Source organism: Paludisphaera soli (assembly GCF_011064595.1).
Lineage (GTDB): Bacteria > Planctomycetota > Planctomycetia > Isosphaerales > Isosphaeraceae > Paludisphaera > Paludisphaera soli.
On the sequence record NZ_JAALJI010000006.1, the window covers coordinates 247,062 to 270,514 of the forward strand.

The following is a 23,453-nucleotide window of genomic DNA, read 5'->3' on the forward strand; positions in this document are numbered from 1 at the left end:
CCGCCCGCCGTCTCCCGGACCCTGATTCCCGGCCTCATTGTGCGCGGCGGGCGGGGCCGGCGAAAGGGCCGGGCCCCCCTCAGTCAGTCCCCGGCGATCTCGCGGACTCGGTCGAAGAAGGCGCGCTTGCGGGGCGTGCCGAGGCCCCAGTCGACCGGGGGCGACTGGTAGCCGTCGCGGTAGTCGCTCGCGCCGGGGTCGAAGTAGCCCCAGGAGGCGTGCTCGGAGAGCGCCGCGTCGAAGTTGTTCTCGGGCCGGTCGAAGTCGAAGTGGTCGTCCTCGTTGAACAGGATCGGCATCGGCCGGTAGCCGGGGACCTGGCGGGTCTCGCGCACCGTCTCGGCGATCCGGGCCGGCTCGCCGACGCCGTTGCCGTGGAGCAGCAGGAAGTCGGAGGCGTGGACGACGTTCTCGCCGGGCACGGTCCCGCCGCCGTAGCTCGTCCCGGCCAGGAGCCGCCGGTCGCCGCGCCGTCGCGCCTGCACGCGTCCGATCAGCTCGTGAACGCGGTCGGGCCGGAGGATCGCGTGGTCGTACTTCACGTTGCACTCGTTGTTCACCTCGATCAGGACGTGGCGATCGCCCCGGTCGAGCACCCAGTCCACGGCGGCGTCGAGGGCGCGGAGCACGGCGGCCTCGTCCTCCAGGCGTTCGTCCTGGCCGAAATAGAAGACCCCCAGGATGACGACCATCCCCAGATCGTCGGCCCGGTCGAGGATGCGGACGAGCCGGTCGAGGAACTCGGGGCGAAGCTCCCCCTTCGGCGTGAACCCCGAGGTCTCCCACGGCTGCCGGCCCTTCGAGTACCCCTGGGGGCTGCCGCCTTGCAGGTTGAGCGTGAACGCGAGGAGGCCGTGGCGTCGCCACTCGGGCATGGCGGCGAGGAACTCGCGGACGTTCCGCTCCGGGTCCCAGCGGCCGGTGTCCGGGTAGGCCCACAGGGGCCGTGTCTCGGGGTTCAGGTCGTCGAAGGTCCCCTGCACCATCCGGCTGTTGAGGAGGAGCCCCTCGACCGATCGCCCGCGCCAGGTCCGCCCCTCGTAGGTGGGCCGGCCGTCGATCAGGAAGCCGTCGCCCCGGATCGCGATCTCGGTCCTGCGCTTCGGCTCGTCCGCCCCCGAAGGGGCCGTCGAGTAGGCCCCGACGATCAAACCCGAGATCAGCCCGAGCCGAGCGACGTGATCCAGCCTCATCCCCTCACCCCCTTCGCGTTCTTCAAACGCCGCGATAGCCCCGCGCCTCCAGGGCGTCCGCGACGGCCGTCCCTCGCGCGATCGGCGGCCGGGGGGCGACTTCCACCACGACCACCGACTCGGCCCGGTCGCCGTAGGGGCCTCGCGCCAGGACGACGCCCCCCGGGCCCATCGCCAGCGACCGGCCGATGACCTTCCGGCCCTTCCAGGGACCGGCCGTGATCCGGCCCACGTTGCTGACCCCGACGACCGTCGCGTCGTAGAGGCGGGCCAGCTCGGCGTACGAGTCCAGCCAGAGGCCGCCGTAGGGCTCGCGCGACTCGTCGTGATCGGCGTCGACCGCCCAGGCCGAGGGGGACAGGATCAGCTGGGCCCCCATGCGGGCCAGGACGTGCCCGATCGCCAGCGAGCTGCCGAAGTTGTCGGCGCAGATCGCCAGGCCGATCGTCCCGAATTCGGTCTCGACCACCCCGAGCCGGTCGCCGATGGAGTAGAGGTCCAGGGCGATGTCCAGCTCGTTGATCTTGCGGTGATGCAGCAGGATCTCCCCGCCGGGACCGATCAACACCGCCGAGTTGTAGAGCCGATCGCCGGCGCGTTCCACGAGCCCGGCGGCGACGTGGACCGCGTGCTCGCGCGCGGCGACGGCCAGCCGATCGGCGTGGGGGCCCGGGATCGGCCGGGCCCGCTCGCGCGCCGAGGGGTCGGTCCAGCCCAGGTCCAGGCACTCCGGCAGGACGACGAGGCGGCAGCCCTTCGCGGCGGCCTCGCCGATCGCGCTCGCGGCCCGCTCCAGGTTGGCCTCGGGCCGGCCCCCTTCCACCAGGATCTGGGCCATGCCGACGCGGTGGCCTCGTCGATCCGTGCTCATGCCGCCCTCCCCGCTCCCGGCCCGCCGACGGTTCACGACGGAGCATAGTCGGCGCGGAGGCCCGGCGATAGGGACGACCCTGGCCGGCGTCTCGATGGAAGATTCGCCTCAGGACGACCTGACGGATCCCGGGCCGGTCCGTCGCGACTTCAACGGCCCGCGGCGGTGGGGCGCGGCAAGGCGTGAAGATCGCATTGATTCCGACGCCAACTTCCGGATCCGATTCGGTCGGTCAAGCAGGATTCCACGTCCAGGACTGCTGGTACAATAGGAATGTCGCTTAAGATGCCCGAGCCGGCCGGGCTCGAGGTTCCCCCCTTGGTCTGGCCGATTCGTGAATCGTCGGCGTCCCCGAGGCCTCCTCGCAGGGGACTCCGTGGACATGGGATTCCTCGGACGTTCCCATGGGGATCGCGACAAGAGAGATGTTCCGGCCTCCGACGTCATGGCGGGCCCCCTGAACCCTGGCGCGGTCGGGGTTTTTCATTCATCCTTCGGATCGGTGCAGCGGCTGCCGGGCGTTTCGGAATGACACGAACGCCAGGTTTGTTCGATAAATCTTAAACAAAAATCGCGCGATTTTTTTCCGTTGAGTGTGGCGATTGAAGCGGGTCCGCCTGGGTGGCTGGGGAGGGGTTCTCGGGGATGAAAGCCTACTCGACCGACCTGCGTGAGCGGGTCGTGGCGGCGTGCGACGCCGGCGATGCGACCCGCGAGCAGATCGCCGCCCGCTTCTCGGTCAGCGTCGCCTGGATTCGCAAGCTGATGCGGCAACGCCGCGAGACCGGCTCGATCGAGCCCAGGCCGCACGGCGGCGGCCACGCCTCGGCGTTCGACGCCGTGGCCGAACGGAGGCTCCTCGAGGCGGTCCGGGCCGACGACGACGCCACGCTGGAGGAGCTGGCCCGGGCCGCCGGCGTCTCGTGCTGCGTCTCGGCCGTGCACCGGGCCCTGAAGCGGCTGGGGGTCACGCGCAAGAAACGTCGCGGCGGGCGGCCGAGCCGGACCGCCCGGAGTTGAACGCCGGGCGGGCGGCCTGGCGCGACCCGTTCGCAAAGCCCGGCCGGGCCGGGCTTCGTCCAACCCCGGCCCCGGGCCCGGCGCGATCGAGTCGCGATCCTCGCGGCGAAACGCCTCGGTGTGATGGGCCGACGGCCGCACCCTCGCCACCCGATCGCCGTCGGTCATCATGCGGTACACCCAATCGAAAACCGTTCAAATGAACCCCGAAGTACATCGTTGACAGGGGCGTCGGTCGAGTCGTATCTTCCTGGATGATTGATCGGGTGTTTTCGTCGGTCGCAAGGTCCCTAAAGACAGGGGTTTAGTGCGTCCGCGACTTGCGCCCGGCTCGCCGGGCCTCGGCAACCTGAGATTCGGGCTCAAGATGGAAAGCGGGACTGTGCGAGCCCCGCTTCTCCACCGGAAACGCCTCTCCGACAGCACGGCCCGCCGTCCTCGAGGAAGGCTGCTGGATCCGCATCCGGCCGACGATTCCGGCGACGCCGAGTCGGCGACGACACAACAAACACGGAGTCTGATCCGCATGAAGCTTTGCAAGCTGCCCCTGACGGTCGCGATCGCCGCGGCGCCTTTGCTTCTCCTGGCCCTCGCCTCGGGGTGCGACAGCCAGCAGGAAATCCCGCTGGCCAAGGTCGACTCGCCCCCGCCGCTGCCGGCGCAGGATAAGAGCAAGATCAAGACCCCGCCGGGCTCGAGCCCGTCCGTGCTGCCTTGACGAGCCCTGACCACCCGGTCACCCCTCCCGACCGGGTGCGACCGATCGGCGTCCCGGACTCCGATCGCCGAGATCCTCGCCGTCCGCGCGGGGCTCGGGTCGAATCCGGGCGTGCGGGCCGCCGTCGTGATGAAACGGTCGCGGCCCGGCCTCGGGCGGGATCCGACCGCCCTCGGGGCCTAGCGTCCCGGTCTGCCATTTTCTTCCCTCTTCCGATCCCGTTGGAGAATCCTCTGTGCGAAGCTCTTCGATCTCATCCCCTCGCGATTCGCGCGGCTTCACGCTGATCGAGTTGTTGGTGGTCATCGCCATCATCGCCGTCCTGATCGCGCTGCTCCTCCCCGCCGTGCAGTCCGCACGCGAGGCGGCCCGCCGCGCCCAGTGCACCAACAACCTGAAGCAAATCGGCCTGGCCATGCACAATTACCATTCGTCCGTCGGGTCCTTCCCGATGGGCGGCGGCTCGGTCATCGTCGCCGGCGCCGTGCGAACCGGGTGGGGCAACTGGAGCGCCCACTCGATGCTGCTTCCCTACATGGAGCAGACGGCGATCTTCGCCGCCATCAATTTCAATCTCCCCAACGCCAGCGACGCCGCCGAAGGCCAGTGGGCCAACACGTCGGCCACGCTCACCCTGATCACGGCCTTCACCTGCCCCTCGTCGCCCCCCTATCCGGGCGGCTGGTTGGCCGGGAATCAGTCTCCCTACACGAACTATTTCGCCTCCATGGGGGCGAGCATGAATCAGTTCTTCTACAATCCCAACTCGCGCCCCAACGGGCTCTTCGAGGTGGGGGGCGCGTCCTACGGGGTCCGCGACATCACCGACGGGACCGCGAACACGATCGCCTTCGGCGAGTGGCGCTCCGGCGACAACAACAACAACAAGTTCAGCAATCCGCAGGACATGGTCATCTCCACGTCGACGCCCCAGAACGTCGCCGACTGGAACCAGCCGGGCGCCAACATGCCCTACGGCGGCGCCTCGTTCGTCCCCTGGCTGACGGACTGCGGGGCCCTCGCCCGGACGAACCCGACCAACCATCGCAGCTTCATCGGCCAGATGTGGTGCCAGGCCCTCCTCGGCCGGACCCTGGGCAACACCCTCGTCCCGCCGAACTCCAACTTCCCGAACTGCATCATCGTCAACTGGGGCGGCGACAACGACGGCGCCTGGGGCGCGGTGGGCATGAGCAGCTACCACCCCGGCGGGGCCAACGCCCTCTTCGGCGACGGTTCGGTCCGCTACCTCAAGTCCTCGGTCGCCCAGACCGTGATCTGGGCCCTCGGCACCCGCGACGGCGGCGAGATCGTCGGCTCCGACGCGTTCTGATCAGTCCATCGCCCGCATGAGCGATCGCAAGCCCCGGAAGGTTCGCCCTTCCGGGGCTTTTGCTTTGGACCTGGATCGAGGCGATGCCTGCCTCCAGCGCCTGCGGAGCGAAGGCCTCGCGTCGAAGGTCCACGGCGAGCGAGGGGAAAGCCCCCCACTCGCCCATCAACGAAGAACGGGGACGCCTGAGCGTCCCCGTTCCTGTCGATCGGTCGGCCGGCACGACGAAGCCTGTCACCAGCTCCCGCCTTCGTCCCCGCCGCCCCAGTCTCCACCGCCGCCGCCCCAATCGCCGCCGCCGGAGTCGCCCCAGGAGCCCCCCTGGCCGCCGCCGTCGTCGCCGCCGACGATGGAGTCGCCGTAGGGGTCGCCGCCGAAGTCGTCCTGGCCGGTCAACGGGGCGTGGCTGGAGGCGTCGGCCTGCTGGCCGGGGCTGGAGTGACGGCCCGAGAACTGGTCGTAGAGCCAGTTGCCGGCCACCGCGCCGCCGAGGCCGCCGAGCATGCCGGAGAAGAAGCCGCCGCCTCGGCCGGGCATGCCGCCGTAGCCGGGGCCGCCGTAACCCGGACCGCCGTAGCCGGGGCCAGGGCCCATGCCGCCGGGTCCCATGCCGCCGGGCCCGGGCATGCCCTGGGGATATCCGGCGTTCCGGCCGCCGTTGAACGCCCCGCCGATGAGGCGGACGACGAACAGCACGGCCAGGATCCCCAGCCCGATCATCAGCAGCGAGCCGAAGCCGAACTGCCCGGGCCGTTGCTCCCGGCGTTCGACCTGGACGCGGCCCGGGGCCTCGCCGCGCGGGACAAGCCCCCGCGCGCCGGGAGCCGTGCCGACCATCACGGGCCGGTCGGGCAGGGCCGAGTCGATCGCGGCGGCGGCGGCGGCGAGCCCGCCGTCGTAGTCGCCGTTCTTGAACGGGCCGATGAAGGCCTCGCGGATCTTCATCCGGGCGGGCTCGGGGAGCGCCCCGGCGTACTTCTGGCGCACCAGGACGTTCGAGAGGACGCGGTCCTTCTTCGAGAGCAGGATGTAGATCCCCTCGGCGCCGACCTCGCGATCGCGCTCGACGGCCAGCTTGGTGATGGCCTTGGTCGGCGATTCGGAGCCCAGGCCGGGGATCGACTCGATGGTCTCGATGGTGATCGGGACGCGGGTCTGCTTCTCGATCCGGGTCAGTTCCTCCTGGACCTTCTTGACGGCCTGGGGCGAGAACATCCCGGCGCGATCGCGGACCTCGGCCGCGTGGGCGGCGGGGCCGGCGAGGGCCAGGGCGGCCGCCGCCAGCAGCGGCATGGACCAACGGAGGGTCATCGTCGAGGGCATGGGTCTCCTTCCTTCCGGCGCGGGCGGTCCCGCGCCCAATCGGACGTCGTCGGACGCGAAATCTCGCCCCCGGGGCCGAGTCGGCCCGCGCGAGGAGATTCGCTCCCCGCGACGAATTCTTTCACCAGTGTGGTACGTCGGCGACCCCGATCGGTTCGGCGAAATCGGCCGTCCGGCTCAGGCGATGGCCACCTCGCCGAACCGCGAGACGGCCACCACGTCGGCCAGGCGGAGCAGGACGCGGGTGCGGTTGGGGCGGATCCCTAGGCTCACGGACTCGTAGACGTAGACCTCCCGCGTGGCCGCGCCGTCCCGGAAATCGTGGAGGTCGGCGTCGCGAAGCTCCAGGAAGAGCGGGTCGACGCCGGCCAGCGTGCCCAGGCAGACGTAGGTCGAGATCAGGTCGACCACGACCACCTGGCCGATCAGGTCGCGGAGCATCGGGGATTCGTCGGACACGGCCGGCGCCCTCGGTTGAAAGGCCTTGGAACTTCATTATTTACAAACAAAATCCGTGCCGTCGCTTCGGCTTGACGAATTGTAGGACCCGCGATAACGTCCCGCCACCACATCTCCCCCAGAATTCTCGACGCGCCGCCCGGAGCCGTCGGCCCCCGGGTGCCGTGATAGGGCCTCGCGGTCATGATCAAGTCCAATCGCACGCTCGTCGTCGTCGCCTTCTCCGCCCTGGGGCTCGCGGGCTGGAAGGCCCAGGACCCCGTCGACCCCGCCGCGGCCCTCCCCGCCCCGCCGGCGCAGGCGGCTCCCGCGGCGGCCGCGGAGAAGCTCGTCCTGCTCCTGGACGGGCGGTTCGTGAAGGGCGTGGTCACGGAGGACGAGGAGGAGGACAAGGTCATCGTCACGCAGCCCGTCGGCGCGATGACGTTCCCCGCCGGCAAGATCGAGCGGATCTTCGCCACGATGGCCGAGGTCCACGCCTACAAGCGCGACCAGGTCCCCGACGACGACATGGACGAGCAGCTCAAGCTGGCCCAGTGGTGCCTGGCGAACGGGATGCCGGCCGAGGCCCAGGAGCACCTGGCCTTGATCCTCAAAATCGACCCCAAGCACCTCCGCGCCACGGCCATGAAGACCTCGATCACGATGGCCGAGGCTCGCCTGGCCAAGCGCCAGCAGATGGACGCCGGCGTCCAGCAGGCCGGCGCCGAGGTGGTCGACACGAGCCCGGCCGCGCTCGACATGGCGGTGGTCCTGGGGGCCCGCCGGCGGATGGGCAACAACGACCTCCCGCTGGTCTTCGACCTCCCCCCCAATGCGGCCCTCAGGCGCTTCCAGGAGTTCAGCAACTACGTCCACCCGGTGCTGCAGGCCTATTGCGCCAAGTGCCACGCCGAGCGTTACGACGGCGAGTTCCAACTCGTGCACGTCCGCAACAAGGCGGAGCAGACGCCCGAGGCCGTGCGGGCCAACCTCGACGCCGCGCTCCGACTCGTCGACCGCGAGGTCCCCGGACGGAGCGAGCTGCTCGCCAGCTCGCTCCGGCCCCACGGCCGGGGGCCGAACACGCGGCCGATCTTCCCGAGTTCGAACGACCGGGCGTACCAGATCCTCTCGATGTGGGTGAGCAACCTCCGGTCCAAGCCCGTCCCCAACCCGCTGGCCGGCGCGCCCGCCCGGCCCGCGACGGCCGACGAGGAGGCCTTCGCGGTCGACCGGAGCCGCATCAGCCGGTCGACGGTCGCGGTCGAGCCGGTCGTCGCCGAGGGGGGCTTCGTCGCCCCGCCGCCGGCGCACCGCGTGATCCAGACGCCGGACATGCGCTACGTCCCGGGCCAGGGCATGGTCGAGGACGAGTCCGGCGGCGCCGACGCCCCGGTCCCCTTCGCCGTCTCGGGCGTCATGCCCAAGCTCCCTCCCGAGGGCCCCGCCGGCGCCCAGGCCGCCCCGGCGATCCCCCGCCCCCGATCGGCCGCCCCGGTCTCCGCCCCCGACGCCCCGCCCCTCCCCACGGCCGACGTCGAGGATGACGAGGACGACCTCCCCCCGCCCCCCAAGAAGCCGTCCAAGCCCCTAAAGCTCGACCCGGAGATGCTCCGGCGCACCCTCCAGCAGAAGCACGGCGGCTGAGCGAGCCGGCCTACCGATCGCCGGAAGCCCCCGCGGTCAGGCGGGGGGGCGGGCGGCGATCAGGGCGGTGGAGGCGATGAGTTCGGGGAGCGAGCCGTCGCGGGCGAAGGGGGCCATCGCGGCGCGGACCTCGGCGGCGAGGTCGTCGGCGCGGGGGCCGATGCGGGAGCGGGCCACGCTCGACATCGACCGCGTGCGCAGGATCAGGGCGTCGAGCGTGACCCGGGTGCGTTCGAACGCCTTGATCCGTTTCAGGTCGCGGAACGCGGAGGCCCCCAGCACGGCGGCGTGGCCGGCCCATCGCGACCGCACCCCTTTGGCCACGTCGTCGTCGGCGTACTGTGCGATGATCTGTTGATAGGTGGCGTGCCAGGCGTTCTCGGGGGCTTCGGGGTGGTCGTCGTGGAGGAGGACCACGACGCCCTCGGGCTCGATCATCGCGTCGAGCCGGCGGAGGACCTCAACGCGGTCCATCCAGTGGAACGATCGGCCCATCGCGACCAGCCGGAAGCTCCCGAAGTCCGGGCCGAGGTCGTAGGAGCTGCCATGGACCAGCTCGATCGCCAGGCCGACCGCGGCGGCGTGGTCGCCCGCGAGGCGGAGCATCTCGGGCTCGGGGTCGACCGCCACGACGCTGCCGACGTAGGGGGCGAGGCCGATCGCGACCTGCCCCGGCCCGCAGCCGAGGTCCATCACCCGGTGCGAGAGGTCGAGGCGGGCCAGCCGGGCGACACGTCGGAACAGCCGGGGCGGGTAGGCGGGGCGGCCTTCCAGGTAGCTCGCGGCGGCCGTGCGGAACCGGCGGGGGTCGAACGGGATGACGTCGATGGGGCTCCCCTTCGGGCCTAGACCCAGCCGTGGCGCTTGCGCAGCCACCACTCGAAGGTCAGGCAGAGGGTGAACAGGAGGAAGAAGGGCCAGTTGTCCCAGACCCGGTGCTCGGTGGGGCTGACGTACTCGGTGAACGCGGCCTTGTCGAGGCCGCCGAGGTGCTTGGCGAGCTGCTCGGGGGGGACGGCCTCGCCGGCGGTGATCTCGGCCATCTGGCGGGCCAGCTCGGGGTCGGCGGAGGGGTTCTCCAGCTCGCGGTCGTCCTGGTAGACGAGGAACCGCGCGGAGTCGCGGCCGACCTCCTGGCCGTTGCGCTTGCCGATCACCGTGACCTTGTAGTCGCCGGGCTCGCCGACGGCGGCGTAGGAGCCGCGGGACTCGTCGCCGCGGGTGTAGACCTCGACGGGCTCGCTGACGGGGGGCTCGCCTTCGCGCTCGACCTTGGTCTCGTAGACCACGTCGGTCAGCGGGGCGCCCTTGGCGTCGCGGCCGGTGACGGTCAGCTCGACGGTCTGGCCCACGGCCGCGCGACGGCGGTCGAGCGAGAGCTTGATCTGGTCGCTCCCCTGGTTCTCCTTGTGGGAGAGCCAGAAGATGGCCTGGCGCCAGAACTTGCGGTGGGCCGGGCGGCCGACCTCGGTCCGGGCCCAGGGCCAGGTGTCGCCGCCGTAGGCGAGGGTCCGGCCGCGGCCGGTCTCGATGCTGAGCATCATCGGCTGGGAGTCGACGCCGTCGACCGTGCCGAGGATCTCGGCGCCGAGCTTGGGCCGGCCGAAACGGTTCGCGCCCTGGAGCCTGGGGAGCAGCTCCCAGATCCGGCCGGTCTCGGCCGGGTCCGAGCCGACCTGGAGGAGGTAGCTGGTCAGGCCGCCGGCGTTGGGGGTGAACTTGACGCCGCCGGCCGGCTCGATGTCGCCGTCGCCGGGGTGGACCTCGACGGGCAGGACGTCGGCGACCTCGGTCTGGCCCCAGCCCCCGGGGCCGAAGCTCGCCCGGCCGCCGAGCATCATCAGGCCCGCCGCGCCCTTCTTCACGGAGTCGGCCAGGAGCTGCTGCTGCCTGCGGGTGAGGAAGTTCGCGGCCATGTCGCTGAGGACGTAGACGTCGTAGCGGCCCGGCGTGAACTCTTCGTCGTCCAGCTCCCCCTTCTCGCCGACCGCCGGGGCGCGGATCAGGGCCCCCTTGACCTCGATGTCGGGCGAGGTGGCGATCGAGTTCATCAGGTAGCGGTAGTCCCAGGTGAAGTTCGGCCCCTGGAGGAACAGGACGTTGAGCCCGCCGCTGAGCACGGTGACGAACGTGCTGATCTCGTTGTTCGAGACCACCAGCTCCCCCTCGCGGGGGGCGACCTTGAGCGTCACCTTCTTCTCGCCGGGCGTCTGGGGGATGTAGTTCAGGCCGGTGATCGGCACGGCGTCGGTCCCCTCGGGGACCTTGATCCGGGCGCGGGCGACGGCCGTCGGCTGGTCCTCGACGAGCAGCTCGACGTCGAGCGTCTGGCCGGCGAAGCCGCGAGCGGAGAGCGTGCCCCGGACCTCCAGCTTGTTCTTGACGAAGACGGTGGGCCCGGCGGCCACGTCGCGCACGGCCACGTCGCGCGAGCCGGCGCCGGCGCCCTGGGTGCCGAGGACGACCGTCGAGATCGGCGTCTGCTGGTCGCGGTAGCGGCGGGCGGCGATCAGCGGGTTCGTGCCGTTGTTCGAGCCGAAGTCCGACAGCACGACCAGCCGGGCGATCCGCCGGGCCCCCTGCGCCTGCCGCTTGTCCAGCTCCATGAGCGCCGTGCCGAGCTGGGTCTCGCGGCCTTCGGGCTCGGGGGTGTCGGCCTCGGACGCGTCGGCCTTCGGCTCGCGGAGCGTGGAGTCGAACCGCAGGGTCTTGATCTCCAGGTCGCCGCCGAGCTTCTTCGCGGCCTCGACGCCGGCCTTGAGGGCCTCCTCGGCGGCCTTCCAGCGGGGCTGGCTGTTGGCCTCGTCCTGGAGCTTCATGCTGGTGCTGGAGTCGACCAGGAAGATCACCGAGGACGCCTGCTTCTTCTTCTCCTGGACGATCACCGAGGGCCGCAGCGCCGCCAGCAGGCAGAGCAGCACCGCGAACAGCCGGAGCCCCAGCGCCAGCCACCGCCAGCGCGCCCCGGGGCCGCGGAGCTTCCGCGCGTACGCGGCGATCGTCAGGCCGACGACGGCCAGCGACGCGGCCGCCAGGAACGGCCAGGGGGCGATCGGATTGAGGCTGACGCTGAATCCTGAATCCATGACGCGGGGGGGACCTGATGCTGGGAGACCGGGGGGACGGGAGGGGGAAGCCGCGCCGGCCGCCCCCTGGGACGATTGTCGCATCTCGGGCCGCCCCGCGTCCAGCGCGGGCCGGATCGGGGCCGGTCAGGCGCCCGCCTGGGCCATGCCGGTGGAGGTCCCGGCGATGTTCGCCGGCCCGGGGGACTCCTTGTAGAACGTGTTGGCCAGGTAGTTCTCCAGGGTCACCAGGATCAGGATCAGGAACATGAGCCAGGGGAAGATCTCGTGGCCCACGCGGATCAGCTCGGTGACCTTCTTGAGCGCCTTGTCGTCGCCGGCCAGGGCGTAGCCGTCCTTGCCGAAGACCACGTCCAGGTCGGCCGCCTCCATCGGGGCGAACCGGCTCTCGCCCAGCGGGGCGTTGAGGCTGAACCCCATCGTCGCCCGCGCGTCGCCGGGCCCCACGGCGACGACCGTCCACTGGCCGAGCTGCTGGGGGGCGGCGACCTTCAGGGGCTCGCCGGCCTGCGGCGGGGCGATCCGCTCGGTGGTCTTGCCGTCGGGCCCGGTGATCAGGACGTCCTGGGGCCGGGCGTCGGGGGCCATCCCCAGCAGCACGTCCTCGCCGGCCTCGAAGACCAGCTGCCGGCCGGTCGACCCGGCGAGGTACGGGATCGTCAGGTTCATGATCACGGGGAAGGCCCAGTAGCTGGAGTTCGGGAACTCGTTCCACGCCCCGCGCTCCGAGCGGAGCACCCGCCGCGCGAGCGGGGTGGACCACATCAGGACGCGGCCGGTCCGGGCGCCCTTGAAGTTCCGCTCGACCAGCGCGGGGGCGCCGTCGGCGAAGTTCAGGAGCGTGCGCGAGCCCGACGGGGCGTTGACCTTCCAGTAGCGGTAGACGGGCATGACGGCGAACTGGGCGTCGATCTCGCGGGAGTAGCGGTCGAACAGCGGGTGGGTCGCGTCGGCGATCTTGCCGAAGGTGGTCCCCTGGCCCGGCGGCGCGACCGGCTCGACGAGCTGGCCCGGGAGGACCTGGCCGGCGATCGGGCCGTTGTAATTCGCGGGCTTGCAGCGGTCCCCCAGGCCGACCACGAGGCCGCCCCCCTCGTGGACGTGGGCGTTGAGCAGGCCCCAGCCGCCGTCGTCGAGCGCCTCGACGTTGAGCAGGAAGACGGCCGCGTAGTCCTTGAGCGTGTCGCGGTAGCGGGCCAGCTCGGCCGGCCGGGTCCGCTCGAGCTGGTAGCCCCCCGCCGCGCCGGGGGTCGGGTCGGGGGCGAGCGCCATGGCGACGTATTCGGAGTCGGCGTCCAGGTCGGAGACGATCAGGACCTTCAGCGCCGGGCGGACCTCGAAGCTGACGAACCGCTGGTCGTCGAAATTGAGCGGGTCGGGCGCGCCGGTGACGCGCAGCTCGACCCGGTGGACCTCGCCCTCCTTCAGGCGCGGCGGGGTGGAGAAGCGGACCTCGGCCTGGCCGCCGGGCTGAAGGTCGACGGCCGTTTGGCCCTTCTTGGAGCCGCCGAGGTAGAACTCGACGATCCGCTTCGCGGGCTTGGCGCCGTGGGCGCGGACGAGGCCGCGGACCTCGACCGGCTCCCCCTGGGCGGCGTCCTGGGGGAGGGTCGCCTCGTCGATCGAGACGTTCTCGCGCTCCTCGGGGCCGAGCTTGAGGACCACGGTGGCGATCTGGCCGCCGGTCGCCTTGGACTCCTTGGCCTTCTCCACGCGGTCGAGGCCCTCGGCCGGGCGTTCGGCGTCCCAGGAGGAGCGGGCGAGGTCAGTGAGGACGTAGACCTCGCGGCGGGGGCGGTCGCAGTCGGCGACGGCCGCGTAGACCTGGCCCATCGCCACGTTCAGCGGGCGATTCACCGGGCGGACGGCCAGGTCGTCGATCCACTTGCGGGCGGTGGCCGGCGTGAGGCCCACCGGCACGCCCGGCTCGGCCGAGTTCACGGCGAAGACCAGGCTGGAGTCGGGGATCTTGCCGAGGATCTCGCGGGCGCGGTCCTTGGCCTGGTCGAGCAGGGTCTTGTCGTTCTCCAGGTAGGCCATCGAGAGGCTGGTGTCGAAGACCAGGCCCAGGGCCGTCGGCACCGAGTCGTCGCCCAGCGGGGTCTCGGAGTGGAGCCTCGGCCGCGCCAGGGCCAGGGCCATCAGGGCCAGCAGGAGCATGCGGGCGGCCAGCAGCAGCCAGTTCTTGATCCGCATCTTCTTCTTGGATTTCTTCTGACGCTCGCGGATCAGGCGGAGGGCGGGGAAGACGATGTGCTTGGGCGTCGGCCGCATGAACAGGTGGAGGATCACCGGCAGGGCGGCCAGCGCGGCGCCGGCGGCGAGCCCGGCGTGCATGAGCGAGAATTCCATGGGCGTCAGCCTCGCGCCTGGCGTGAGAGGAGGTAGGACATCAAGGCCTTGTCGAAGGGCATCCCCGTGTGCAGCGGCACGTAGTCGATCCGGGCCCGGATGCAGTCGGCCTTGTAGCCGGCGCGGAAGTCGTCGACCTCCTCCAGGTAGTCGGCCTTGATCGCGTCGGCGTCGACCTCGATCACCTCGCCGGTCTCGTTGTCCTCCAGGCGGAGCATCCCGTCGAACGGGAACTCGGCCTCGGCCTCGTCGAGGATGTGGAACAGGATCACGTCGTGGCCGGAGAACCGCAGCCGGTAGAGCGCCTTGCGGATCGGCTCGGGGTCGGCCAGCAGGTCGCTGAAGATCATCACCAGGCTGCGGTGCTTGAGCATGCCGGCCACCTGCATCAGGCTGGCCTGGAAGTCCGCCTCCCCCTCCGGCTTGAGCTGCGCCAGGAGCGACAGGATGTTGGCGAGCTGGGACCGCCGGCTCCCCGGCGCCAGGCTCTTGCGGACCTTCTTCTCGAAGGCGATCAGGCCGACGGGGTCCTGCTGGTGGATCATCAGGTAGCCGAGCGCCGCGGCCAGGCTGACGCCGTACTCGAACTTGGTCAGCTCCTGGCGGTGGGTGTAGCCCATCGACGCCGAGAGGTCCATCACGAGGTAGCCGGTCAGGTTGGTCTCGGCCTGGAACTTCTTGGTGTAGAAGCGGTCGGTCTTGGCGAAGACGTTCCAGTCGATGTCCGAGATGTTGTCGCCCGGCGTGTACTTGCGGTGCTCGGAGAACTCGACCGAGAACCCCTGGAACGGGCTGGCGTGGAGCCCGGCGATGAACCCTTCGATGATGAACTTGGCGCGCAGGTCCAGCCGCGAGACCTGGCGGATGACCTCGGGCTTCAGGAACTTCTCGGCGGTACCCATGGCTGCTCCGCGGGGCCGGCCGCGACGCGCGCGGCCTTTCGCCAACGGCCCGGCCCCGCGAACGCGAGGCGCGGCCGGATCTGCTCCATCATCCTACGTGCGTCGGCCCGGGAACGCCCAGCCGTCAGCCCCGCTCACGCCCCTTTTCGGTCGTACTTGGGGGTCTCGGGCTCGCGGACCTCGGCGATCAGGCGCTGGATGAGGGACTCGGTGGTCTGGCCCTCGGCCTGGGCCTGGAAGTTGACGCTCAGGCGGTGCCGCAGGACCGGGATCGCCACCTTGCGGACGTCGTCCAGCGAGACGCTGTAGCGGCCGTCCATCGCGGCCATCGCCTTGCCCGCCAGGATCAGGTTCTGGCCCGCCCGCGGGCCCGCGCCGTAGTCGACCAGGTCCTTGATGAACTGGGGGGCGCGCTCGTCGGCCGGGCGGGTGGCGCGGACCAGGCGGGCGACGTAGTCCACCGTGTACTCCGAGGCCGGCACCGACGTCACCAGCCGCTGGAGGTTCACGATCGCCTTGGCCGAGAGGATCTTCTTCAGCTCCGGCGTCTCCCCCTTGGTCGTCCCGGAGAGGATCTTCTTCTCCTCGTCCAGCGACGGGTAGCCCACCCTCACGTCGAACATGAAGCGGTCGAGCTGGGCCTCGGGGAGCGGGTAGGTCCCCTCCTGCTCGATCGGGTTCTGGGTGGCGATGACGAAGAACGGGTCGGGGAGCTTCAGCGTCTCCTGGCCCACCGTGACCTCGCGCTCCTGCATGGCCTGGAGCAGCGCCGCCTGGGTCTTGGGGGGCGTCCGGTTGATCTCGTCGGCCAGGATGATGTTCGAGAAGAGCGGCCCGGCGACGAACCGGAACTCGCGGCGGCCCGACTCCGGCTCCTCCAGCACGTTCGTGCCGGTGATGTCGCTGGGCATCAGGTCGGGGGTGAACTGGATCCGCTTGAAGCCGACGTCGAGGATCCGGGCGATCGAGCTGACCATCAGGGTCTTGGCCAGGCCCGGCACGCCGACGAGCAGGACGTGGCCCCGCGTGAAGATGGCGGCCAGGATCAGCTCGACGACCTCGTGCTGGCCGATGATGACCTTGCTCAGCTCGGCGGCCATGACGTCCCGCGAGTGCCGAAACTCGTCGAGTAGCTGCGTGATCCGGTCGCTCGCGTTGGACATCCGGTGTTCCGCCCCAGGGTTCGAACAGGCCCGCCTCGCCGCCCGCGCCCCGACGGCGCCGGCGGTCCGCAATTGTAGGGCGTGGCGAATGCGCGATTCAAGCGACCGGGAGGCCCGCCCGGCCGATCGCCGTCACACGGCCTCGGCCCCTCCCGGCCCGGGCGAGGCCCGCGCCACGCCCGAAAACCCGGCGGGACGCCCAAGACGTCGACGCGCCCCGCCGCCCCCGCAGACGCCTCCCGTCAGGCCTTTCGTGGACCCGACGCCGAGTTTTTCGGTGTCTTAAATCGTGTTGAATCATGTGGTTACGGCGGTTGTCGTGGGGCGGTTCCGGCTCGCGGCTCGGAGTCGGCCCCCGAATTGCTTTAATGCCTGCCGTCGAAGTCCGACGAACAAACCCCGCCGACTTGTCCTTCCCTCCCCCTCGCCCGACGTCCCCGGCCCTCCCCCCGGCCGGACGCGGGCGGGACCCCGCAGGCCTACCCGGGCCCCGCGAGGTCGCCTCCGCCGCCGTCGCCGCGCCTCCCCGCGGCACCGAACCGAACTCGACCGCCCCGAAGTCGCGGCGGGCCCCGCTCGGGGGCGAGAACGAAAAAATTAAGACTGGAAGCATCCAAATGATCACGAGTCTTCACGCGATCGCCCGTCTCGCGGTCCTCGCCTTCGCCGGCCTCTCGCTGGCCGCCCTGACGGCCGCGCAGCTGCAGGCCCCGTCGCGGACGGCCGGCGCCGTGGCCCCGGCCGACCCGGCGAACCCGTGGGAGGCCCTGTCGGCCGACGTCCGGCCCGTCCACGGGCCCGTGGAGCTGATCCATCGCGGGGACGGGCGGCTGCGGCGAGTGGACCTGCCGGGCCCGGAGCGCTGGGACTACCTGGCCACGTCCCCCTGGGTCGCCGCCGACGGCTCCATGGAGGCCGTCGGGCGGTTCTCGACGACGGGGCCGCCGGACTCCGGGACCCCGGGCGAGGGGGCCATCGGCCTGGTCCGCGTCCGGCTGCCGGGGGCCGAGGTGGTCGAGCGCCTGGGCCTGGAGATCATGCCGACCGGACGTCCCGCCTGGGACCCCGCGCGGGCCGGCCACGTGGTCTTCCCCGGGTCGACGGGCAAGCTCTACTCCTACCACTTCGCCGCCGGCGACGACCCCACGGAGGTCGCGCGAGGCGGGTCGGCGGTGCGGGCGCTGGACTGGCGTTGCGAGGCCCCCGGGGGCCGCGAGCCGTTCCTGATCGATCCCGTCTGGAGCCAGGCCCCCGAGATGCGCGGGCTGTTGATCGTCTCGCTAGCCAGGATGCGGGGCGTCGGCGACGCGGGGAAGCCCCTGCCGATCTCGCCCTGGTGGCTGAGGCTGGACGAGGAGGGGGAGTCGATCGTCGACGCCGGGCCGCTGTTCGACCCGGCCGACTCGGCGGGGATCGACGCGAGGTCGCGGATGCGGTTCCCGAACGTGGCCCGCCGCGACGGCCGACTGCAGCTCGTCTACATGCTCCACGACGCCTGGACCGGCCGGTCGGTCGCCCACGCGGCCGACCTGGAGATCGCGCCGGAGACGGGCCGGCCCCGGGTCCGGCCGGGGTCGGCGGCGGCGATCACGGGCGAGGCGCTGGCCTTCGGGACGCTCATCCCCTCGCTCGACGGCCGCTCCGCCTTCGCCTCCGGCCAGGGCTCAGGCGTGGTCCTGCGGCTGCCGCTCGACACCCGGCCCGAGGCCCCCTCGCTCGACCTGGCGAGGGCCCACTGACCCCGCCTCCCCTCCCGCGGCCCGCCCCGACGCTTTCTCGACTTGCCCCCGGCCGATATGGCTGGGATAATTGTCAGAGGACGCCGGCCGGTCGGTCGTCGCGGCCGGTTCGAGGGAGGAGGGCTCGCCATGTCGCACGGATTCCGGGGCCGGTTCGGGGCGATCGTCGAACTGGCGGCGGCGGCTGTCGTCGCCTGGGGGACGGCGGGCCAGGCCCGGGCGGCCGTGACGCACGAGGAGGTCGAGAAGGCCATCCGCGACGGCGTCCGCTACCTCAAGAGCATGCAGATCGCCGAGACCGGCGGCTGGCGCGACTACCAGGTCGGCGGCGAGGCCCGGACCGGCCTCACCAGCCTGGTCGCGCTCGCCCTGCTCACCGCCGGCGAGCCCGCCGACTCCCCCACCATCCGCAAGGCGCTGGATTTCCTGCGGAGGTGGAGCCCCGAGCAGCTCGACTCCACCTACGCGGTCGCCCTCCAGACGATGGTCTACGCCGCCGCCGACCCCAAGACCGACGTCAACCGGATCATCGCCAACGTCGACTGGCTGGAGCGGGCCCAGATCCGCCCCAGCGACGCCGTCGAGTGGCCCGGCTCGTGGAGCTACAACCTGGGCAAGCGGGGCCTGGGCGACAACTCGAACAGCCAGTACGCGCTCCTGGGCCTCCAGGCCGCCGCCGAGGTCGGCGTGCAGGCCAAGCCCGAGGTCTGGAACCTGGCCCGCGCCTACTGGGAGAGCGCCCAGCGCGGCGACGGCGGCTGGGGCTATCACCATAAGCAGCGCGACAGCGGATCGACCGGCAGCATGACGGCCGCCGGGATCTCCAGCCTGGTCATCACCGGCCTGCGACGGTTCCAGGGGGCCGAGGAGATCCACGGCGAGAACATCCAGAACTGCGGCAAGGGGACGCTCAACAGGAACCTCCAGCGCGGGATCGGCTGGATGGCCAGCCGCTTCCAGGTCGGCCAGAACATCAACCAGGGCCAGGCCTGGCGGCTGTACTACCTCTACGGCGTCGAACGCGCCGGGAGGCTCGGCGGCCTGCGGTTCTTCGGCGAGCACGACTGGTACCGCGAGGGGGCCGAGGCCCTGGTCCACGAGCAGGACAAGCTCGGCGGCTTCTGGAAGGGGGCGGCCAACGAGAACGACCCGCTCATCTCCACCAGCTTCGCGCTTTTGTTCCTCGCCAAGGGGCGGGCGCCCGTGCTGATCAACAAGCTGCGGCACGGCCCGCAGGGCGACTGGGACAACGACGCCGACGACGTCCGCAACCTGGTGAACCTCGTCTCGACCGACTGGAAGCACCTGCTGACCTGGCAGGTGGTCGACCCCGGCTCGGCCGGCGTGGAGGACCTGCTCCAGGCCCCGATCGTCCTGTTCAACGGCCACCAGGCCCCCGAGTTCTCCGACGTCGCCGTGAAGAACCTGCGCGACTACGTCGACCAGGGGGGCTTCATCGTGGCCGACGCCTGCTGCGGCCGCGAGGAGTTCGACGTCGGCTTCCGCGACCTCATGAAGCGGGTCTTCCCCGAGGAGGCGTACAAGCTCAAGCCGATCTCGAACGACCACCCGGTCTGGCGGGCCAAGCACCTGCTGACGCCCGGCGTCTACCCGCTCTGGGGCGTGGAGCACGGCTGCCGGACGGTGGTGATGTACTCGCCCAAGGACCTCTCCTGCTACTGGAACCAGATGGACCGCTCCGAGCGCGACCGCAAGAACCCGGCGGTCGGCCTGGCGACCATGGTGGGCCAGAACATCGTCGACTACGCCACCGGCCGCGAGCTGCCCGCCGACAAGCTGGTCGTCCGCGAGGTCCGCGACTTCAAGGCCGACGTCCCCAAGCGCGGTTCGCTGCGGATCGCCAAGCTCCAGCACGGCGGCGACTGGAACATCGCCCCGCTGGCCGTCCCCAACCTGATGGAAGCCCTGCGCAAGCCGCCCCTGGGCTTCGACGTGGCGGTCTCGCAGAAGGACCTGACGCCGAGCGACCCGAACCTGATCTACTACCCCCTGATCTACTTCCACGGCCGGGCCGCGGCGTCGTTCCCGCCCGAGGACATGGAAGCGCTCCGCAAGCACATCCAGCCCGGCGGCGGCACCATCTTCGCCGACGCCGCCTGCGGCAGCCCCGGCTTCGACGCCTCCTTCCGCCGGTTCGTCGCCGAGCTGTTCCCCAACAACCCCCTGGTGCCGATCCCCAAGGACGACGAGCTGCTCTCCAACAAGGTCTTCTTCGACCTGAAGGACTCGCAGTACACCAAGGCGGCCGGCGGCGGCAAGGACTACCCGCAGCTCGAAGGCGTCAAGATCGACGGCCACTGGTCGATCATCTACTCCAAGTTCGACATCGGCTGCGCCCTCGAACGCCACTCCGGCCTCGACTGCAAGGGCTACACCTACGAGAGCGCCCTCCGCATCGCCGCCAACATCGTCATCTATTCGACGCTGCCCTGACCTGAGCGACGAAGGCGTGACGCGAACGGGGAGTTGGGGGCTTCGCCGCCCCGCTCGCGAGGTCGACGGCCTCGGGCGGCTCCGCTCGAAATCCGGCGGCCTTCTCGCTCGTCCCCCCCTCATCCGGCCCTTCGGGCCACCTTCCCCCGCCAGGGGGGAAGGATTTGAACGGTCTTCCCCCCTGGCGGGGGAAGACAGACCGCTCAGCGGTCCGATGAGGGGGGGACGCTCGCGGGGAGCTTCGGATTTCGCAGCCACGCGCGAGGCCGACGGCCTTGGGGACACCCATCGAAACCTCGACGGCCGTCTCGCTCGTCACCTCATCCGGCCCCTCGGGCCACCTTCTCCCACCAGGGGAGAAGGATCATTGCATCCGCCCCTTCTCGATCGCCTCGACGCGCTTGATGTACGCGGCGGAGTCGAACTTCTTGCGGGTGCTCTCGTAGCTCATGAATCGGACGGTGCCGAAGATGGGGCGCTCGGGCCAGGGGCGGTCGTGCTTGCCGCCCACGGCCCAGGCGACGCCGGTGTAGCCGTTGGGGTCGCGTCCGTCCATCTCGTAGCGGTCGTTCAGCTCGATCGCCACCGTGAACGCCTGCTCGGCCGACGGCGACCACTCCAGGATCTTCTTGGCCCAGTACATGCGCAGATAATTGTGCATCCGGCCGGTGAGCGTCATCTCCTTCTGCGAGGCGTTCCAGAGCGGGTCGTGGGTCTCGGCCCGTTCGAGCTGATCGGACGTGTAGAGGACCGGCCGGGGGTCGTCGGCGTGCTTGGCGAGGGTCTTGTGGGCCCAGTCGGGGCAGCCGGCCAGCGAGTCGTAATCGGGGTTGCGGGCGACGAAGTTGATCGCCAGTTCGCGCCGGACGATCAGCTCCTCCAGGAGCGAATCGAGGCTCTCGCGCGGGCCGTCGGCCTGGATCGCGGCCAGGGCGATGGTCGTCGGGCTGATGTGGCCGAAGTGGAGGTGGGCGGAAAGCTCGGTGGTGCAGTACGGCGTGGGCTCATTGCGGTCCTCGGCGTATCGGCCGAGCCGCTCGTCGAGGAACCGCTTCAGCCGCTTCATCGCCTCGCGCGTGCCGCCGACGTAGCCGGGGACCTCAGCCACCCCGCCGACCCGGAGCTTCTTCATCAGGGCGTCGGGCTCGATCTCCTCCCCCCCGGGCGGCTTTCCGGCCCAGGCGTGGCGGGCCTTGATCTCGGGGATCGGCTTGAGGAACTCGTCGCGGACGCGAGTGATCTTGGGCCTGAGGGTCCGCGCGGCGTATTCCTCCTTCGGGAACAGCGAGGTCGGCACGACGACGTCGGCGTCGACGAGGTGGAACGGGACCTTGAGCGACTCGGCGACCGCCTCGCGCCAGCGGCGACCGACGCGGACCGGGTTCTCATCGCCGACGACGAACGCGGCGTCGACCTCCTCGGCGAAGGCCGGCACGACCTCGTCGGCCGCGCCGAGCCGGACGACGAGCGGCACGCCGCGACGCTCCAGGTCCTCGGCGGCGTCGACCAGGCCCTCGACCAGGAACCGATAGTGCCGACGCTGGGCGCCCGGGTAGTCGGCGGTGAGGCCGAAGACCGCGATCACGGGCTTGCCGACCGCGTTGGCGACGGCGATGGCCATGTTCAGGGCCGGGTTGTCGACCCCCCGCTGGGCCCGCTGCATCCAGTAGACGACGCACGACCCCCCGGGGGCCGGCGCGCCGACGCGGGCCGCCCGGACCCGGGGGTGGGGGGCGAGGAGGCGTTCGAGCGACGCTTCGGGCATGGGACGACTCGGGCGAGGAGGTCGGGGCAAGGTCGATGCGACCGGATATTGTAGCGGTCGCCCGGCCTCGCCGGCGCGGGCGGAGCCCCGGCGCGGGTTGAACGCGGGGGCCTCCGGGGCCATAATGGCGATATGGACCGTCCCGGGCGCGCCGTCGCGCGGGCGGCGGCCCCCCTCCTCCTTCCTGCCTCCCCCCTGCACCGCGAACGAACAGGTGAAGCGAACATGGCGCGTCGGCGTGTTGGACTCTGGCTCGTGGGAGCCTTCGGCGGGGTCGGGACGACGATCACGGTGGGCCTCGCGGCGATGGCGAAGGGGCTGGTAGACCAGACCGGGCTGACGACCGACCTGGCGGCGTTCCGCGACCTCCCCCTGCCCGCCCCCGGCGACTTCGTCGTCGGCGGCCACGAGATCCGCGAGACGAGCTTCGCCGCCTCGGCCGAGGAGTTCCGGGCCGCGTCCGGCGTCTTCGACCCCGCCTGGCTCGAAGCCTGCCGCGACGAGCTGGCCGCCGCCTCGGCGCGGGTCCGGCCCGCCCCCCGCTACGGCCTCAGCCCGACCATCGCCAAGCTCGGCGCGTGGGGCGCCGGATCGAGCGAGGGCGAGACGGCCCGCCGGGCGATCGACCGCATCCAGGCCGATCTCGACGCCTTCGCCGCCGCCGAGAAGGTCGACCACCTGATCGTCCTGAACGTCTCCAGCACCGAGCCCCCGTTCCGCACCGGCTCGGCCCACGAGTCGCTCGCGGACCTGGAAGCCGTGCTGGACCGCCCCGGCGACCCGGTTCTGCCGTCGAGCAGCCTGTACGCCCTGGCGGCCTTCCGGGGCGGGCACACCCACCTGAACTTCACCCCCAGCCTGGGCGGCTCGTTCCCAGCGGCCCGCGAGCTGGCCGAGATGACCGGCTCGCTCTACGGCGGCAAGGACGGCAAGACGGGCGAGACCCTGATGAAGACCGTGCTGGCACCCATGTTCGCCGCGCGGAACTTCCAGGTGATGAGCTGGGTCGGCCACAACATCTTCGGCAACCGCGACGGCGTGGTCCTCGACGACCCCTCGAACAAGTCGTCGAAGGTCGAGACCAAGGACAAGGTCATCACCGAGATCCTCGGCTACAAGCCGGCCTCGGTCGTCTCGATCGAGTACGTCCCCGACATGGGCGACTGGAAGACCGCGTGGGACCACATCCACTTCAAGGGCTTCCTCGGCACCAAGATGGCCCTCCAGTTCACCTGGCAAGGCTGCGACAGCCTGCTCGCCGCCCCGCTCGGCGTGGACATCGCCCGGCTCGCCGACGTCGAGAAGCAGCGCGGCGGCAAGGGCCTGATGAAGCACCTCTCCTGCTTCTTCAAGGGCCCCGAAGGCGACCCCGAGAACGACTTCTTCAAGCAGTTCGCCCGCCTCGAAGCCTACGTCGCCGCCGCCAAGGCCGAGCGGAGCTGACCC

The 23,453-nt window shown here is 71.1% G+C and carries 17 protein-coding genes; 7 read left to right on the plus strand and 10 right to left on the minus strand.

Annotated features, from left to right (window positions below; all coding sequences use genetic code 11):
- Nucleotides 1–83: 83 nt before the first annotated feature.
- Both G6O68_RS10700 and G6O68_RS10705 read right to left on the minus strand, forming a co-directional pair.
- Nucleotides 84–1,193 (minus strand): hypothetical protein, encoded by a 1,110-nt coding sequence (locus G6O68_RS10700; RefSeq protein ID WP_206108068.1) that lies wholly within the window; start codon nt 1,191–1,193, stop codon nt 84–86.
- A gap of 22 nt (nt 1,194–1,215) precedes the next feature.
- The gene (locus G6O68_RS10705; RefSeq protein ID WP_165247470.1) at nt 1,216–2,064 is read right to left on the minus strand and encodes a carbon-nitrogen hydrolase family protein; all 849 of its coding nucleotides are present in this window, start codon (nt 2,062–2,064) and stop codon (nt 1,216–1,218) included.
- 645 nt (nt 2,065–2,709) lie between these two features.
- On the opposite strand from G6O68_RS10705, the gene G6O68_RS10710 reads away from it, so the two are divergent.
- From G6O68_RS10710 to G6O68_RS10720, 3 genes are all read left to right on the plus strand, one after another.
- Nucleotides 2,710–3,084 (plus strand): IS630 transposase-related protein, encoded by a 375-nt coding sequence (locus tag G6O68_RS10710; RefSeq protein ID WP_165247472.1) that lies wholly within the window; start codon nt 2,710–2,712, stop codon nt 3,082–3,084.
- 526 nt (nt 3,085–3,610) lie between these two features.
- Nucleotides 3,611–3,802 carry a hypothetical protein gene (locus G6O68_RS10715; RefSeq protein WP_165247474.1) on the plus strand — a complete coding sequence of 64 codons (192 nt, stop codon included), beginning with the start codon at nt 3,611–3,613 and terminating at the stop codon, nt 3,800–3,802.
- Nucleotides 3,803–4,037: 235 nt separating this feature from the next.
- Nucleotides 4,038–5,135, plus strand: a complete 1,098-nt coding sequence (locus tag G6O68_RS10720; protein ID WP_165247476.1) for a DUF1559 domain-containing protein — start codon at nt 4,038–4,040, stop codon at nt 5,133–5,135.
- A 234-nt stretch (nt 5,136–5,369) separates the two neighbouring features.
- Here the strand turns inward: G6O68_RS10720 and G6O68_RS10725 are convergent, their stop codons facing one another.
- Nucleotides 5,370–6,458 (minus strand): TPM domain-containing protein, encoded by a 1,089-nt coding sequence (locus G6O68_RS10725; RefSeq protein WP_165247478.1) that lies wholly within the window; start codon nt 6,456–6,458, stop codon nt 5,370–5,372.
- A gap of 177 nt (nt 6,459–6,635) precedes the next feature.
- The gene (locus G6O68_RS10730) at nt 6,636–6,917 is read right to left on the minus strand and encodes a hypothetical protein (protein ID WP_240911114.1); all 282 of its coding nucleotides are present in this window, start codon (nt 6,915–6,917) and stop codon (nt 6,636–6,638) included.
- A gap of 183 nt (nt 6,918–7,100) precedes the next feature.
- Here G6O68_RS10730 and G6O68_RS10735 point away from each other — a divergent pair, with 183 nt between their 5' ends.
- A complete protein-coding gene (locus tag G6O68_RS10735) occupies nt 7,101–8,546 on the plus strand; it encodes a hypothetical protein (protein ID WP_165247480.1) in 1,446 nt (481 codons plus the stop codon).
- Between the two features lie 36 nt (nt 8,547–8,582).
- Here G6O68_RS10735 and G6O68_RS10740 read toward each other — a convergent pair whose 3' ends face one another.
- The 5 genes from G6O68_RS10740 to G6O68_RS10760 form a co-directional block, all read right to left on the minus strand.
- Entirely contained in the window at nt 8,583–9,422 is an 840-nt protein-coding gene (locus G6O68_RS10740) for a class I SAM-dependent methyltransferase (protein WP_165247482.1), read from the minus strand.
- Nucleotides 9,392–11,632: a glutamine amidotransferase gene (locus tag G6O68_RS10745; RefSeq protein ID WP_165247484.1), complete on the minus strand. Its 2,241-nt coding sequence runs from the start codon at nt 11,630–11,632 to the stop codon at nt 9,392–9,394. The genes G6O68_RS10740 and G6O68_RS10745 overlap by 31 nt, the downstream gene beginning before the upstream one ends.
- A 126-nt stretch (nt 11,633–11,758) precedes the next feature.
- Nucleotides 11,759–13,984, minus strand: coding sequence for a BatA domain-containing protein (locus G6O68_RS10750; protein ID WP_165247486.1), 2,226 nt, complete (start codon nt 13,982–13,984; stop codon nt 11,759–11,761).
- A gap of 5 nt (nt 13,985–13,989) precedes the next feature.
- A complete protein-coding gene (locus G6O68_RS10755; protein WP_165247488.1) occupies nt 13,990–14,886 on the minus strand; it encodes a DUF58 domain-containing protein in 897 nt (298 codons plus the stop codon).
- A 134-nt stretch (nt 14,887–15,020) separates the two neighbouring features.
- Nucleotides 15,021–15,986: an AAA family ATPase gene (locus G6O68_RS10760; protein WP_165247594.1), complete on the minus strand. Its 966-nt coding sequence runs from the start codon at nt 15,984–15,986 to the stop codon at nt 15,021–15,023.
- Nucleotides 15,987–16,666: 680 nt separating this feature from the next.
- Between G6O68_RS10760 and G6O68_RS10765 the strand changes: the two genes are divergently transcribed.
- Both G6O68_RS10765 and G6O68_RS10770 read left to right on the plus strand, forming a co-directional pair.
- On the plus strand, nt 16,667–17,788 hold the full coding sequence (locus G6O68_RS10765) for a hypothetical protein (protein ID WP_165247490.1): 1,122 nt from the start codon (nt 16,667–16,669) through the stop codon (nt 17,786–17,788).
- Nucleotides 17,789–17,917: 129 nt separating this feature from the next.
- Nucleotides 17,918–20,242: a DUF4159 domain-containing protein gene (locus G6O68_RS10770; RefSeq protein ID WP_165247492.1), complete on the plus strand. Its 2,325-nt coding sequence runs from the start codon at nt 17,918–17,920 to the stop codon at nt 20,240–20,242.
- A gap of 364 nt (nt 20,243–20,606) precedes the next feature.
- Here the strand turns inward: G6O68_RS10770 and G6O68_RS10775 are convergent, their stop codons facing one another.
- Nucleotides 20,607–22,007 (minus strand): deoxyribodipyrimidine photo-lyase, encoded by a 1,401-nt coding sequence (locus tag G6O68_RS10775; protein ID WP_165247494.1) that lies wholly within the window; start codon nt 22,005–22,007, stop codon nt 20,607–20,609.
- A gap of 225 nt (nt 22,008–22,232) precedes the next feature.
- Here G6O68_RS10775 and G6O68_RS10780 point away from each other — a divergent pair, with 225 nt between their 5' ends.
- Nucleotides 22,233–23,450: an inositol-3-phosphate synthase gene (locus tag G6O68_RS10780; RefSeq protein WP_165247496.1), complete on the plus strand. Its 1,218-nt coding sequence runs from the start codon at nt 22,233–22,235 to the stop codon at nt 23,448–23,450.
- Nucleotides 23,451–23,453 lie beyond the last annotated feature (3 nt).

What these genes read in the sequence shown, in the direction of transcription:
- G6O68_RS10775 (WP_165247494.1), bottom strand. Translation starts at nt 22,007, where the DNA reads ATGCCCGAAGCGTCGCTCGAACGCCTCCTCGCCCCCCACCCCCGGGTC.
- G6O68_RS10770 (WP_165247492.1), top strand. Translation starts at nt 17,918, where the DNA reads ATGTCGCACGGATTCCGGGGCCGGTTCGGGGCGATCGTCGAACTGGCG.
- G6O68_RS10765 (WP_165247490.1), top strand. Translation starts at nt 16,667, where the DNA reads ATGATCACGAGTCTTCACGCGATCGCCCGTCTCGCGGTCCTCGCCTTC.
- G6O68_RS10710 (WP_165247472.1), top strand. Translation starts at nt 2,710, where the DNA reads ATGAAAGCCTACTCGACCGACCTGCGTGAGCGGGTCGTGGCGGCGTGC.
- G6O68_RS10780 (WP_165247496.1), top strand. Translation starts at nt 22,233, where the DNA reads ATGGCGCGTCGGCGTGTTGGACTCTGGCTCGTGGGAGCCTTCGGCGGG.
- G6O68_RS10735 (WP_165247480.1), top strand. Translation starts at nt 7,101, where the DNA reads ATGATCAAGTCCAATCGCACGCTCGTCGTCGTCGCCTTCTCCGCCCTG.
- G6O68_RS10700 (WP_206108068.1), bottom strand. Translation starts at nt 1,193, where the DNA reads ATGAGGCTGGATCACGTCGCTCGGCTCGGGCTGATCTCGGGTTTGATC.
- G6O68_RS10760 (WP_165247594.1), bottom strand. Translation starts at nt 15,986, where the DNA reads ATGGCCGCCGAGCTGAGCAAGGTCATCATCGGCCAGCACGAGGTCGTC.
- G6O68_RS10715 (WP_165247474.1), top strand. Translation starts at nt 3,611, where the DNA reads ATGAAGCTTTGCAAGCTGCCCCTGACGGTCGCGATCGCCGCGGCGCCT.
- G6O68_RS10745 (WP_165247484.1), bottom strand. Translation starts at nt 11,632, where the DNA reads ATGGATTCAGGATTCAGCGTCAGCCTCAATCCGATCGCCCCCTGGCCG.
- G6O68_RS10750 (WP_165247486.1), bottom strand. Translation starts at nt 13,984, where the DNA reads ATGGAATTCTCGCTCATGCACGCCGGGCTCGCCGCCGGCGCCGCGCTG.
- G6O68_RS10755 (WP_165247488.1), bottom strand. Translation starts at nt 14,886, where the DNA reads ATGGGTACCGCCGAGAAGTTCCTGAAGCCCGAGGTCATCCGCCAGGTC.
- G6O68_RS10705 (WP_165247470.1), bottom strand. Translation starts at nt 2,064, where the DNA reads ATGAGCACGGATCGACGAGGCCACCGCGTCGGCATGGCCCAGATCCTG.
- G6O68_RS10725 (WP_165247478.1), bottom strand. Translation starts at nt 6,458, where the DNA reads ATGCCCTCGACGATGACCCTCCGTTGGTCCATGCCGCTGCTGGCGGCG.